Raw genomic sequence first — 13,446 nt, 5'->3', positions numbered from 1 at the left:
CGGGGTCAGCGCCCGGCCCACCACGCGCGGAGCGCGGCCTCGGCCTCCTCGGGCGACTTCGGCCCCTCCTCCATGCGGAGCTCCAGCAGGAAGGCGTAGGCCTGGCCGACCTCGCGGCCGGGGCCGATGCCCAGGATCGTCATGATCTGGTTGCCGTCGAGGTCCGGGCGGATCGAGGCCAGCTCCTCCTCCTCGCCGAGCCGCGCGATGCGCTCCTCCAGCGAGTCGTAGGTGCGGCGCAGCCGGTCGGCCTTGCGCTGGTTGCGGGTGGTGCAGTCGGCGCGGGTGAGGATGTGCAGCCGCTCGAGCTGGTCGCCGGCGTCGCGGACGTAGCGGCGTACGGCGCTGTCGGTCCACTCCCCCGAGCCGTAGCCGTGGAAGCGTAGGTGCAGCTCGACGAGCGTGGACACCGCGTCGATGTCCGAGTTGGAGAACCGCAGCGCCTTCATCCGCTTGCGGGTGAGCTTGGCACCGACCACGTCGTGGTGGTGGAAGGTGACGATGCCGCCGGCCTCGAAGCGACGGGTGCGTGGCTTGCCGACGTCGTGCATGAGCGCGGCGAAGCGGGCGACGAAGTCGGGGCCACCTCCCAGGCGGTGCTCCAGGTCGATCGACTGCTCGAGGACCGTCAGGGTGTGCTCGTAGACGTCCTTGTGGCGGTGGTGCTCGTCGCGCTCGAGCGCCAGCGCGGGCAGCTCGGGCAGCACGTGCTCTGCCAGTCCGGTCTCGACGAGCAGCGTGAGGCCGAGCCGCGGGTGCGGGGCGCAGACCAGCTTGACCAGCTCGTCGCGCACCCGCTCGGCGGAGATGATCTCGATCCGCGCGGCCATCGCGGTCATCGCCTCGACCACGTCGGGGGCGACGGAGAAGCCGAGCTGGGCGGCGAAGCGCGCGGCGCGCATCATCCGCAGCGGGTCGTCGGAGAAGGACTGCTCCGGCGTGCCGGGCGTGCGCAGGACCCGCTCGGCGAGGTCGACGATGCCGCCGTGCGGGTCGACGAACTCTCGGCTGGGCACGCGCACCGCCATCGAGTTGACCGAGAAGTCGCGTCGGCCGAGGTCGCCGGCGAGCGAGTCGCCGAACGACACGTCGGGGTTGCGGGAGGCCGGGTCGTAGGTCTCCGAGCGGTAGGTGGTGATCTCCACCTGCCACTCGCCCTTGCGGCACCCGATCGTGCCGAAGTCGCGCCCCATGTCCCAGACCGCGTCGGCCCACCCGGCCACGAGCCGCTCGGTCACCTCGGGGCGGGCGGAGGTGGTGAAGTCGAGGTCGTTCTGGAGGCGGCCGATCATCGCGTCGCGCACCGGGCCACCGACCAGCGCCAGCTCCTCGCCGGCCCCGTCGAACAGCGCGCCGAGCTCGTCGATGACCGATCCGATGCGCGTCAGCTCCGCGCCGACGCGGCGCTGGATCTCGACGATGGTGAGGGGCTCAAGGACGGCGTCGGACACGACAGGCCACTCTACGTGCCGGTCCGGGACCACCGAACATCTAACATCGGTGCGTGCCCCGCCCGTCGTCCTTCCGCGCTGCCCTGGCGGGGCTCCTGACCCTCGGCGCGGCCGCGAGCGGCGCGCTGGCACCGGCGTACGCCGCCCCGGCCGAGGAGCCCGACCCGCTCCTGGTGCACATCGACACGATCAGCCCCGAGCTGCCGCGCAACGGCGACGTCGAGATCACCGGCACCGTCACCAACGTCAGCGACGAGACCTTCACCCGGATCAACCTGCACGCCTTCTCCTCCCAGGCGCCGATCCCGACCGCCACCGCGCTCGCGGAGTCGGTCACCATCGACCCCGCCGAGTACGTCGGCCAGCGGGTGACCGTGCCGGGCACGTTCGCCACGGTCGACGAGCTCGAGCCCGGGGAGACCGCCTCCTTCACCGACACCGTGCCCGTGGAGCTGCTCGAGGTGCCCGACGAGGAGGGCGTCTACTGGATCGGCATCCACGCCCTGGGCGACAGCTCGGTCCCGCGCGACGCCGTCGCTGACGGCCGCGCCCGCACCTTCATCCCGCGCCGCCCGTCGGGCGACGCCACCCAGGAGGCGTCGGTGATCCTGTCGGTCCGCGGGCGGGTCTGGTACGCCGCGGACGGCACGATCGGCGGCACCGAGCGGTGGGCGCGGCGGCTGGAGGAGGGCGGCAGCCTCGACGCGGCCCTCGACATGGCCGACTCCGCCGGCGCCGCGCCGTACAGCTGGCTCGTGGATCCCGCGGTGCTCGTCGCCCTGCGCCGGCTCTCCTTCGGCAACCCCACGCGCAGCATCGCACCGGACGAGAACGTGCCCGGGCAGGAGCCGACGCCCACGGAGACGCCGACGGAGGACGAGGGGGGCGAGTCCCCGGAGTCCACGCCCGAGTCCGAGGAGACCCTCACGCCACCCTCGACGGGAGAGGATCCCGAGCTCACCGAGGACGAGGCGCTCCTCGCCACTGCCGCCACCGAGTGGCTCGTCCGCTTCAAGGCCCTGGTGGACACCCAACCGCAACCGGTGCTGACCCTGCCCTTCGGGGACCTCGACGTCTCGGCGGCGGTGCGCAACGACGCGACGAGGTACGCCCAGGCGGTCGCGCGCAGCGCCGAGGTGATGACGGGGCTGGAGCTGCCCACGCAGCCCGCCGTGGCACCGGCGGCCGACCGGTTGAGCCCCGAGGCGATCGCTGCGACGTCCACCGACACCGTGATCCTGCTGGGTGACAACGCCTTCCTCCTGCCGCCCACCACCCCGAACTCGGTCGTCCGGCTCCTCGGCCACAAGGTGGTCGTCACCAGCACCGGCGCGGAGTCCGGTGGCCCCGGGCCGACCGCCGCCACCGATCCCCTCGCGCTGCGCCAGCGACTGCTGAGCGAGGCCGCGCTGCGGCTGACGGCCGACGACACCGCCCCGCTGGTCGTGACCCTCCCGACCGTCTGGCGCGGCGAGGACGCTGCGTCCTTCTTCTCCGAGCTCGACCGCCCCTGGCTCGACCTCGTGCCGGTCGCCGAGGTCGCCGAGCGCGGAGCGGTCGGGGTGAAGGCCTCCAGCCTCTCCTACACCGAGACCGACCGTGAGGCCGAGCTGGGCGCGCTGGCGTTCGCCGCGGCCGAGCGTGCGACGGACGCCTCCACCCTCCTCGAGCGCGTGCTCACCCTGCAGACCACGATCGAGCAGCAGGTCCGCGACGAGGTGATGGTGACCCTGTCGGAGCAGCACCGCGCCCGACCTCGCCTGGCGCTGCGCGCGGCCGGGCGCGTCGAGCGGGCGCTGGAGGACGACCTCGCCAAGATCACCGTCGAGGCGCCGACCGCCGTCACGCTGTCCAGCGACGCCGGGCCCTTCCCCACCACCGTGGTCAACGGGCTCGACCAGCCGGTGACGGTGCAGGTCCGGGCGACCACGGACGGTGAGCTCACCGTCACCGGCGACGGCGAGCGAGAGCTGGGTCCCCAGGCGCGGAGCGTGATCCGCTACGAGGCGACGGCCGCCCGGGCGGGCGTGCACAGCGTCCGGCTCGTCGTCACCAGCATCGACGGGGAGCCCCTCGGCTCCAGCGACGTGCTGCCGGTCCGCGCCGCGCGGGTCAGTGCCCTCATCTGGATCGTGATGGCCCTCGGCGCCCTCGTCCTGTTCGGCATGATCGGCTATCGCCTGCCGGGCCAGATCCGCCAGCGCCGGGCCGAGCTCGCGGCCGCCGAGGCCGCCGCCGAGCCGGCGGACGAGACCACCCGTGACGCCGAGGGGCATCCCACCGCGACGGGGGCCGACGCGGCCCCGGAGCGCGCATGACCGAGCAACGGATCCTGGCCTCCTCGGCCGTGATGGCCGCCGGCACCGTCTTCTCCCGGGCCTCCGGCTTCATCCGCAGCGCGCTGCTGGTCGCGGCGCTCGGCGCCGCGCTGCGCGCCGACCTGTTCACCATCGCCAACACGCTGCCGAACATGGTCTACATCCTGCTGGCGGGCGGCATCTTCAACGCCGTGCTCGTGCCGCAGCTGGTGCGGCGGATCAAGGCCGACCCCGACGGCGGCGACGCCTACGCGAGCCGGGTCATCACCCTGTCGGCGCTCTTCCTCGGCGTCGTCACCGTGCTGCTGGTCGTGCTCGCTCCACTGCTGCTGCGGGTCTACCTCGACGACCGCATGCTCGAGCCGGACCGCGTCGCGCAGCTCGAGACGATCGTCGACCTCACGCGGTGGTGCCTGCCGCAGGTGTTCTTCTACGGCATGTACGTCCTGGTGGGGCAGGTGCTCAACGCGCGCGGCCGCTTCGGCCCGATGATGTGGGCGCCGATCGCCAACAACCTCATCGCGGTGCTGATGCTCGTCGGCTACCTCGTGGTGTGGGGGAAGATCGGTGAGGGTCCCGAGCAGTACGAGGCGCTCAGCACCGCCCAGGAGGTCGTGCTCGGCGTCGGGTCGACCCTCGGCATCGTCGCCCAGTGCCTGGTGCTCGTGCCCTACCTGCGGGCCTCGGGCTTCACCTACCGCCCGCGCTTCGACTTCCGCGACCCCGAGCTGCGCCACACGCTGTCCCTGGGCATCTGGACCGTGCTGTTCGTGATCGTCACCCAGGCGGCGTACCTCGTGGTCGTGCGGCTGGCCTCCGGCGGCACCGCCAACGGCGGCGACGGCACCGGCCTGACGGTCTACAGCAGCAGCCTGCTGATCATGATGGTGCCGCACTCCATCGTCACCGTGTCGCTGGCCACCGCGATACTCCCGCGGCTGTCGGCCTACGCCCACGAGGACCGGCTCGCCGAGCTCGGCAGCACCGTCGGCTCGACGCTGCGCACCGCTCTGGCCCTCGTGCTCCCCTTCGCGGTCGTGCTGCCCGTCGTCGCCGGCGACGTGGCGTCGGTGGCCTTCGGGTGGGCCGACCCCGACACGGCGGCCAGGTTCGCCCCGACGCTGGCGCTCTTCGGACCCGCGCTGGTCTTCTTCACCATCCACTACTTCATGCTCCGCGGCTTCTACGCCATGGAGATGACGCGTCTGGTCTTCCTCATCCAGCTCGCCGTCTCGCTCACCAACATCGCAGTCGCCGTCGTCCTCGTGCCGAGCCGGCCAGCCGAGGAGACGGCCCCGATGCTCGTCGTGGCCTACCTGACGTCGTACGCCGTCGGCGCGGCGCTCAGCTTCGCCGTCCTCCAGCGCACGGTCGGCGGGCTCGAGGCGCCGCGGCTCGTCCGCTTCCTCGTCCGCATGGTCCTCGTCCTGGCCGCCGCGGGCGCTGCCGCCTGGCTGGTCGAGCTCGCGATGGCCGGCCTCGGGGAGCGTCCCGGCCCGTTCCTGGCGCTGCTGCGCGGCGGGACCAGCGCGCTCGTCGGCGGCGTCGTGCTGCTCGTCGGGGCGAAGCTGCTGCGGGTGCGTGAGGTCACCACCCTGGTCGACACCGTCGCGGCGCGGCTCCGGCGCGGGTGAGACTCCCTAGAGTGGGCCCGAGCAGACGACAGACGCCGGACGTGTGGGGAGCGAGGTGAGCGATGCCGACGTCGATGCAGGCCGGTGACGTCCTCGCCGGGCGCTACCGACTCGACGACCTGCTCGCCGAGAGCGACGGCGGGCGGTTCTGGCGCGCCCACGACCAGGTGCTGCACCGCGCGGTGTCGGTGCACCTGCTGCCCGGCGACGACGAGCGCGCGCCGGCCCTGCTCGAGGCCGCACGGCGCAGCGGTCCGGTGGTCAACCGGCGCCTGCTGCGCGTGCTCGACGCGGAGGTCGCCGACGGCCGGTGCTACGTCGTCAACGAGTGGGGCCAGGGCGAGTCGCTCGACATCCTGCTCACCCGCGAGGGCCCGCTGGCGCCCCGGCGCGCGGCCTGGCTCGTCGGCGAGGTGGCCGACAGCATGGCCGAGGCCCACGACGCCGGCCTCGCCCACGGCTGCCTGACGCCGGAGAACGTGCTGGTCGACCAGCACGGGCAGGTGCGGATCATCGGCTTCGGCGTCGAGGCCGCCCTGCGCGGACTCCCCGCCGGCCGCATCAGCGTCGACGAGATCGACCTCGCCGGGCTGCTCTACTGCGCGCTCACCGGCAAGTGGGCCGGCATCTCGGTCTCGAGCGTGCCCGCGGCCCCTGAGATGCACGGCGACGTGCTGCGCCCGCGCCGCGTCCGGGCCGGCATCCCGCGGACGCTCGACGCGCTCTGCGACCAGGTCCTCAACCCCGAGCACGCGCCGGTCGAGGGCGGCTCCGACTACACCGCGCGCCGGATCCGCGACCTGCTCCACGACTACGTCGGCGACGTCGCCGGCACGCCCCTGCCGGTCGCACCCGGCCGGCCGCTGGTGGCCACGCCTGCCCCGACCCCGACCGTCCCGGACGGCGAGGTGGTCGACGTCGAGGCGATCGAGCCCGACCCGGAGCCGGAACCAGAACCCACGCCGGACCCGGAGCCGGACCCGGAGCCCACGCCGGAACCCGAGCCCGAGCCGGCCGCGACACCTGTCACCGACCTCCCCACCCAGGCCGGCATGCCGGTCTTCCACGACGACGACGAGGTCGACTGGCTGCGGGCGCGCGCCGACAAGCCCGCTCCCCCGCCGCCGCTCGACGACCCGACCCCGAAGCCGCTCTTCGCCCCCGACCCGCCCGACGGGGAGCCCGTACGCCGTCCGCGTCCCGGCAGCCGCGCGGCGACCGGCGGCCAGGGCTACTGGCCGTGGGACGTCTCCCAGGACTCCTCGGTCAGCCAGGACTCCGGCGTCCGGCCGCCCGGGCGTGACACGGGCTCGTGGTCGTCGGGGTCGTGGACCGACGACCGCTGGGGCACCGGAGACGGTCTCGACAACACCGGCGCGCAGGTGCCGGGGCGCAGCTGGATCCGGCTCGCGATGATCGTGGGCATCTGCCTGCTGGTGGGCGTCGCGGCCGTCGCGGTCTACCAGCTCGGGCTCAAGCCGCCCACCCCCGGCGGCTCGACGGACGAGCCGACCACGAGCGCGAGCCCGACCGCGGCCGAGCCGACCCCCTTCACCGACCTCGTCGCCGATGACTTCGACCCGCAGGGCGCGCCTCCGCGCGAGGAGAACCCCGACCAGGTGCCCAACGTCCTCGACGGCGACCCGGCGACCGCGTGGACGACCTCGACCTACCAGCAGAACTTCGGGCCCGGCGGGCTCAAGAGCGGCGTCGGTCTCGTCGTCGACCTCGGCACCACCCGCGCGGTGCGCCGGGTGGTGGTGACCACCGCAGGTGGCCAGACCGCGCTGGCGGCGTACGTCACCTCCGAGGCCCCGACGGGCGTCGCGGGCCTGAGCCCTGTCGCCACCGCCTCCGGCGACGGCCCGGTCACGATGGATCTCGACGAGGCGGTCTCGGGGCGCTACGTCACCATCTGGCTGACCCTGATCCCGGCGGTCGACGGCGGGTTCCGCGGCACGATCTCCGAGGTGCAGGTGCTCGGATGACTGCTCCGGTGAGCGACCGGTCCGACCAGGCGCTCCTCCAGGCGCACGTCGACGGGGACGCCGACGCCTTCGGCGAGCTCTTCGCCCGCCACCGCGACCGGCTGTGGGCGGTCGCGCTCCGCACGATGGGGAACCCCGAGGACGCCGCCGACGGCCTGCAGGACGGGATGATCGCGGCGTTCCGCCGCGCCGGCTCCTACCGCGGCGAGGCCGCCGTGACCACGTGGCTGCACCGCGTCGTGGTGAACGCGTGCCTCGACCGGATCCGTGCCTCGAAGATCAGGCGCCTCGAGGCCCTGCCCGACGACGTCGAGGACCGCGGCACGCTCGTGGCGACGGCGGCGCACGACGACCGCCCCGAGGAGGCGGCCGAGGGCACCGAGCGCCGTCGGCGCGTGCTGGCAGCCCTCGCGACGCTCCCGGCCGACCAGCGTGCGGCGCTGGTGCTGGTCGACATGGAGGGCTACCCGGTCGCGGAGGTCGCGCTGATGCTCGACTGCGCCGAGGGCACCGTGAAGTCGCGCTGCTCGCGGGGTCGCACCCGCCTGGCCGGTCTCCTGGCCGACCTGCACCACCCGACCGGTGACCCGCCTCACGGGAACCCGCCCCCCGACGGCCCCGTCCAACCCACCGTGCGGCCCCGCGGCCCGCCACGCGCCTGAGCCTGAGCCACCCGACCGACCGCCGATCCCCGAGGAGGTGACCCGATGACCGACTCCCCCCGCCCCACCCCCGAGCAGGAGGCCGTACGCCGCCTCCTGGCCGAGTCGCGCCACGACGGGCCCACCCCTCCCGAGGTCGTCGCCCGCCTCGACGAGGCGCTCGCGTCCCTCGTCGCCCAGCGCGGCACCGATCCCCTCGTCTCCGACGAGCCCGTGCCCGCGCCGGTCACCGACCTCGGCGCCCGCCGTCGCCGCCTGGCGAGTGTCGGCCTCCTCGCCGCGGCCGCGGTGGTGGTCGCGGGCGTCGCCCTCGGCCAGGCGCTGCCGCGCTCGGGTGACGACACCGCCGCCGGTGGCGACGCCGCCACCGCCGACCGCGAGAGCTCGCTCGCCGAGTCGGCCCAGCCGGACGCCGACGACGACAGCGCCGCCGGGTCCGCCGAGACCGCGCCCGAGTCCCTCAAGAGCACGATGGTCGCCCCTGACGCCGGCCTCCCGACGCTGTCGTCGGCCGACCCCACCCTCGACCAGCAGGTCGCCGACCTCCGCGAGGACGTCGCGCGCTACCAGCTCGGCTCGACCGACGCGCTCGGGCGGTGCGAGCTGCCCGCGACCGGCTCCGTACGCCGCCTCGCTGCCCAGGTCGACGGCCAGGCCGGTGCGCTGGTCTTCCAGCGCCCGGACGGCGCGGCCCAGCAGGTCGCGGTCTACGTCTGCGGCGTCCCCGAGCCCGTGCGTACGCTCACGCTCCCGGCTCCCTGAGGCCCCCGCCCCCGGGTGGGGTCCGCATCACCCCCGGCGCGGGAAGAACGCTGGCCTACGATCGGTTGAGCACATCGTAGGAAGACACCCGACCCACCAGGAGTGACACAGCCCCATGAGCGAGACCACCGACACGCGCAACGTGATCATCATCGGCTCGGGGCCCTCGGGCTACACCGCCGCTGTCTACGCGGCCCGTGCGGCGCTGGAGCCGCTGGTGTTCGAGGGATCGGTCACCGCCGGCGGTGCGCTGATGAACACCACCGAGGTGGAGAACTTCCCCGGCTTCCGCGACGGCATCATGGGTCCGGCGCTCATGGACGAGATGCGCGCCCAGGCCGAGCGCTTCGGCGCCGAGCTGGTCTCCGACGACGTGGTGGAGGTCGACCTCACCGGTGACGTGAAGGTCGTCAAGACCGCCACCGACACCTACACCGCGCGCTCGGTGATCCTGTCCACGGGCTCGGGCTACCGCAAGCTCGGCCTGCCCCGCGAGGACGAGCTGTCCGGTCGCGGTGTGTCGTGGTGCGCGACGTGCGACGGCTTCTTCTTCCGCGAGCAGGCCATCGCCGTCGTCGGCGGCGGCGACTCCGCCATCGAGGAGGCGACCTTCCTCACCCGCTTCGCGTCGAAGGTCTACCTCATCCACCGCCGCGACGAGCTCCGCGCCTCCAAGATCATGCAGGAGCGCGCCTTCGCCGACCCGAAGCTCGAGATGGTGTGGAACTCCGAGGTCGCCGCGATCAACGGCGCCGACAAGCTCGAGTCCATCGACCTGCGCGACACCGTGACGGGCGAGGAGCGGAAGCTCGACGTCACCGGCCTCTTCATCGCGATCGGCCACGACCCGCGCTCGGAGCTGCTGACCGGCCAGGTCGACCTCGACGACGACGGCTACGTCCTCGTCGAGCACCCCTCGACCAAGACCAACCTCCCGGGCGTCTTCGCCGCCGGCGACCTCGTCGACCACCACTACCGCCAGGCGATCACCGCTGCCGGCACCGGTTGCGCGGCCGCCCTCGACGCCGAGCGCTTCATCGCCGCCCTCGACCACGAGGCGTCCACCGCCGGTGACGCCGCCGCCACCGTCGAGGCGATCACCGAAGAGGTGCAGACCGCCGGCGCCTGAGCACCTCTGCCACCTCGCGCGGCTCGTCGACCCACAGGCCCACCCGGGCCACGGTCGACGGGCCGTGCGGCGTCTGGAGGGTCGTCGGGCCGGTGAGCACCAGCTCGAGGTTGGTGCGGCTGCCGACACCGACCAGCAGGGTCGCGTCGTCGCCCTCACCCTCGAGGTGCACGGACCTCAGCAGCCCGGGGAGCTCGTGGTCGACGGTGCGGACGCTCGCGATGCGGTCCAGGGGTACGTCGACGCGGGCGTGGATGCCGTCACGCACCTGCAGCGCCTCCGCGCCCAGCAGGTGCGGGCGCACGCGGTAGGCCGCGAGCATCCCCAGCATCCACACCAGGCCCCAGACACCCACCACCAGGAGCGGGATGCGGAGCGGTGTCCACCACCGGCTCAGCACCACGTCGAGGACGACGACCTCGACGGCGGAGCCGAAGATCCACAGCCAGAGCATCGGCGCCACGAGCCGGGAGTACCCAATGGGCTCCGTGCCGGCCGGCACCTCGGGTCGGCGGACGAGCCAACGGCCCAGCGCCCGGTAGAGCGTGATCTCGAGCCTGAGCGCCTTCCAGGCCAGGGCCAGCGCGCGGCGTACGGCGTCCATCACGTTTCCTCCATCAGCCGGGCGAACCGGCGTGTCGTGTCGTCGAGCACCTCGCTGAAGACCGCGAGGCGCTCCGGTGGGACGTCCCCGAACAGCCGGGCGGCCAGGTCCGTGTGGGACGCCACCAGGTCGTCGACGGTGCGCGTGCCCAGCTCCGTCAGCGTGACGAGGGTGGCGCGGCGGTCCGTGGGGTGTTCCTCGCGAGTCACGTGGCCGCTGGCGACGAGTCCGTCCACCAGGCCCGTGACGTTGCGTGGGGTGACCCCCAGCGCCTGCGCCAGGGCCTGCTGCGTGCTCGGGCCACCCGCGCCGACCACCCACAGCACATGCACCCGCGACGTCGTGAGGCCCTGCTCGCGCTCGAAGCGGGCGAGGTCGGCCTGGACCAGGGTGGCCAGGTGCAGAACCCGGTCGAGGACCTCCGTCTGTGTGCTCATGTAGTGAAGGTACTTCATGATGTAGGTCATGCACCACTTGCTCGGGTAGTCCAGTGAGGAATGGTCGCCCGGACGCCGGAACATCAGCCATCCCTCACTGGACTACCGCGACCCCCGCGAGGGCGGGAACAACTGTCCGAGGGGTGGTGTTGGATTGATCGACACCCCACCGACCTATCCCGATGAAAGGGGCACACCCGTGGCCAACATCGCCGCTGTGACCGACGCCGAGTTCGAGGCGCAGGTCCTCAAGTCCGACAAGCCCGTCCTCGTGGACTTCTGGGCGGAGTGGTGCGGTCCGTGCCGCCAGGTCGCCCCGATCCTCGACGAGCTGAACGCCGAGCACGGCGAGAAGCTGACGTTCCTCAAGATGAACGTCGACGAGAACCCGGTGACCCCCTCGTCCTACCGCGTGACCGGCATCCCGACCATCAACGTCTACCAGGGCGGCGAGGTCGTGAAGTCCATCGTCGGCGCCAAGCCCAAGGCCGCGCTCCTCAAGGAGCTCGAGGGTCTGATCTGACCTAGTCGCCAGAGGCGGTCCGCACCGATCCGATCGGGCGGGCCGCCTTCTGCGTGGGGCGTACGACTCCCCACACGCGCTCGAGCGCCAGCTCGACCTCGTCCTTCCAGCTCAGCGCGGTGCGCAGCTCCATCCGCATCCGCGGCGTCGTCGGGTGCGCGCGCTGGGTCTTGAACCCCACGCTGCCGAGGAACTCCGCCGGCAGCACGCAGCCGTCCGGCCGCCCCCGCGTGTCGCCGTACGCCTCGACGGCCGTGTGGCCGCGCTCCACGAGGTCGGCGGCCATCGCCTGCACCAGCAGCCGTCCGAGCCCGCCGCCCCGCAGCTCGGGCTCGATCCACGCCGTGGCCGCGACCACGGCGTCCGGCGAGGACGGCGCGGTGGGTAGTGACGCGGCTCCCGGGAACCGCGGCGCCGGGGCGTAGACGATGAGCCCGACGGTGCGCCCGTCGACGCGGACGACCCGCCCGCACGAGCCCCAGTCGCGCAGGACTGCGGAGACCCAGCTCTCCTTCTCCGCGATGCGCTCGTTCTGGTCGAGGCGGGACCGGTCCACCGGGGTGAGCTCCCAGAACAGGCAGGCGCGGACCGGGTCGGCCAGCTCCGCGAGGTGGTCGACCGTGAGGCGTGCGGTCTTGCGGGACACGACATCGATGTTAGCCCCGCGCGGCGCCTGAGAGGATGAGTCGTGCGCCCGATCCGACAGAGCAAGAAGCTGCAAGGTGTCCGCTACGACGTCCGCGGCCCCATCCTGGTCGAGGCCCAGCGCCTCGAGGCCGAGGGCCACCGGATCCTCAAGCTCAACATCGGCAACACCGCGCCGTTCGGCTTCGAGGCTCCCGAGCAGATCCTCGCCGACATGATCCACCACCTGCCCGACGCCCAGGGGTACGCCGACTCGCAGGGCATCTGGTCCGCGCGGACCGCCGTCATGCACTACTACCAGTCCCACGGCCTGCGCGACGTCGGCGTGGAGGACATCTTCATCGGCAACGGCGTCTCCGAGCTCATCTCGATGGTGCTCCAGGCCTTCGTGGACGACGGCAACGAGATCCTCGTGCCGGCACCGGACTACCCGCTGTGGACGGGCGCCATCACGCTCGCTGGCGGCATCCCGGTCCACTACCGCTGCGACGAGGACGACGACTGGAACCCCGACCTGGCCGACATCGAGGCCAAGATCACCGAGAACACCCACGCGCTGGTGATCATCAACCCGAACAACCCCACCGGGGCGGTCTACAGCGAGGAGACGGTCAAGGGTCTCGTCGACATCGCGCGGCGCCACCAGCTCGTGGTCATGGCCGACGAGATCTACGAGAAGATCCTCTTCGAGGACGCCCAGCACCACCACGCGGCGACGTACGGCGGCAACGACGTGCTGTGCCTGACGTTCTCCGGCCTCTCGAAGGCCTATCGCGTGTGCGGCTACCGCGCCGGCTGGGTGATGATCTCGGGGCCGAAGGAGATCGCCACCGACTTCCTCGAGGGCCTCACGCTCATCGCCAACATGCGCATGTGCGCCAACGTGCCCGCTCAGCACGCCATCCAGACCGCGCTCGGTGGCTACCAGTCGATCGAGGAGCTGATCGGGCCGGGAGGACGCTTCTACGAGCAGTCGATGCTCGCCCACCGGCTGCTCAACGAGATCCCGGGCGTCTCCAACGTCAAGCCGCGGGGGGCGCTCTACTGCTTCCCCCGGCTCGACCCCGACGTCTACGCCATCGAGGACGACCAGGAGTTCGTCATCGACCTGCTCCGGGCCAAGAAGATCCTCGTCACGCACGGCACCGGCTTCAACTGGCCGGCTCCCGACCACTTCCGGCTGGTCACGCTGCCGGAGGCGAGCGTGCTGGAGGAGGCGATCGGGCGGATCGCGGACTTCCTCGCCACCCGCCGCTGAGCATGCCGGGCGACGCGTGAGTCGCCTGTCACGAA

The 13,446-nt window shown here is 72.8% G+C and carries 12 protein-coding genes; 8 read left to right on the top strand and 4 right to left on the bottom strand.

Annotated features, from left to right (window positions below):
- Positions 1–5: 5 nt before the first annotated feature.
- Positions 6–1,451 carry a CCA tRNA nucleotidyltransferase gene (locus IRX98_RS14435; protein ID WP_224277866.1) on the bottom strand — a complete coding sequence of 482 codons (1,446 nt, stop codon included), beginning with the start codon at positions 1,449–1,451 and terminating at the stop codon, positions 6–8.
- 53 nt (positions 1,452–1,504) lie between these two features.
- Between IRX98_RS14435 and IRX98_RS23530 the strand changes: the two genes are divergently transcribed.
- The 6 genes from IRX98_RS23530 to trxB all read left to right on the top strand — a co-directional run bounded on the left by IRX98_RS23530 (position 1,505) and on the right by trxB (position 9,944).
- Positions 1,505–3,769: a DUF6049 family protein gene (locus IRX98_RS23530; protein WP_224277865.1), complete on the top strand. Its 2,265-nt coding sequence runs from the start codon at positions 1,505–1,507 to the stop codon at positions 3,767–3,769.
- The gene (gene murJ / locus IRX98_RS14425) at positions 3,766–5,403 is read left to right on the top strand and encodes a murein biosynthesis integral membrane protein MurJ (protein WP_224277864.1); all 1,638 of its coding nucleotides are present in this window, start codon (positions 3,766–3,768) and stop codon (positions 5,401–5,403) included. The genes IRX98_RS23530 and murJ overlap by 4 nt, the downstream gene beginning before the upstream one ends.
- Before the next feature lie 62 nt (positions 5,404–5,465).
- A complete protein-coding gene (locus IRX98_RS14420; RefSeq protein WP_224277863.1) occupies positions 5,466–7,391 on the top strand; it encodes a protein kinase family protein in 1,926 nt (641 codons plus the stop codon).
- A complete protein-coding gene (gene sigM / locus IRX98_RS14415; protein ID WP_224277862.1) occupies positions 7,388–8,053 on the top strand; it encodes an RNA polymerase sigma factor SigM in 666 nt (221 codons plus the stop codon). The genes IRX98_RS14420 and sigM overlap by 4 nt, the downstream gene beginning before the upstream one ends.
- A gap of 45 nt (positions 8,054–8,098) precedes the next feature.
- Positions 8,099–8,815, top strand: a complete 717-nt coding sequence (locus IRX98_RS14410; protein ID WP_224277861.1) for a hypothetical protein — start codon at positions 8,099–8,101, stop codon at positions 8,813–8,815.
- Between the two features lie 115 nt (positions 8,816–8,930).
- Complete coding sequence (gene trxB / locus IRX98_RS14405) at positions 8,931–9,944, top strand: thioredoxin-disulfide reductase (RefSeq protein WP_224277860.1); 1,014 nt, start codon at positions 8,931–8,933, stop codon at positions 9,942–9,944.
- On the opposite strand, the gene IRX98_RS14400 is transcribed toward trxB, so the two are convergent.
- On the bottom strand, positions 9,913–10,548 hold the full coding sequence (locus tag IRX98_RS14400; RefSeq protein WP_224277859.1) for a hypothetical protein: 636 nt from the start codon (positions 10,546–10,548) through the stop codon (positions 9,913–9,915). The two genes, trxB and IRX98_RS14400, sit on opposite strands and share 32 nt — an antisense overlap.
- Positions 10,548–10,985, bottom strand: a complete 438-nt coding sequence (locus tag IRX98_RS14395; RefSeq protein ID WP_224277858.1) for a MarR family winged helix-turn-helix transcriptional regulator — start codon at positions 10,983–10,985, stop codon at positions 10,548–10,550. The genes IRX98_RS14400 and IRX98_RS14395 overlap by 1 nt, the downstream gene beginning before the upstream one ends.
- A 199-nt stretch (positions 10,986–11,184) precedes the next feature.
- Between IRX98_RS14395 and trxA the strand changes: the two genes are divergently transcribed.
- Positions 11,185–11,508 (top strand): thioredoxin, encoded by a 324-nt coding sequence (gene trxA, locus IRX98_RS14390; protein ID WP_091199549.1) that lies wholly within the window; start codon positions 11,185–11,187, stop codon positions 11,506–11,508.
- 1 nt (position 11,509) lies between these two features.
- On the opposite strand, the gene IRX98_RS14385 is transcribed toward trxA, so the two are convergent.
- Positions 11,510–12,154, bottom strand: coding sequence for a GNAT family N-acetyltransferase (locus tag IRX98_RS14385; protein WP_224277857.1), 645 nt, complete (start codon positions 12,152–12,154; stop codon positions 11,510–11,512).
- 42 nt (positions 12,155–12,196) lie between these two features.
- Between IRX98_RS14385 and IRX98_RS14380 the strand changes: the two genes are divergently transcribed.
- Entirely contained in the window at positions 12,197–13,411 is a 1,215-nt protein-coding gene (locus tag IRX98_RS14380) for a pyridoxal phosphate-dependent aminotransferase (RefSeq protein ID WP_224277856.1), read from the top strand.
- The last annotated feature ends 35 nt before the right edge of the window (positions 13,412–13,446 follow it).

This window comes from Nocardioides lacusdianchii (assembly GCF_020102855.1).
Classification (GTDB): Bacteria; Actinomycetota; Actinomycetes; order Propionibacteriales; family Nocardioidaceae; genus Nocardioides; species Nocardioides lacusdianchii.
Note: the sequence above shows the minus strand (reverse complement) of the source record. Positions and strands in the feature narration are given on the sequence as shown.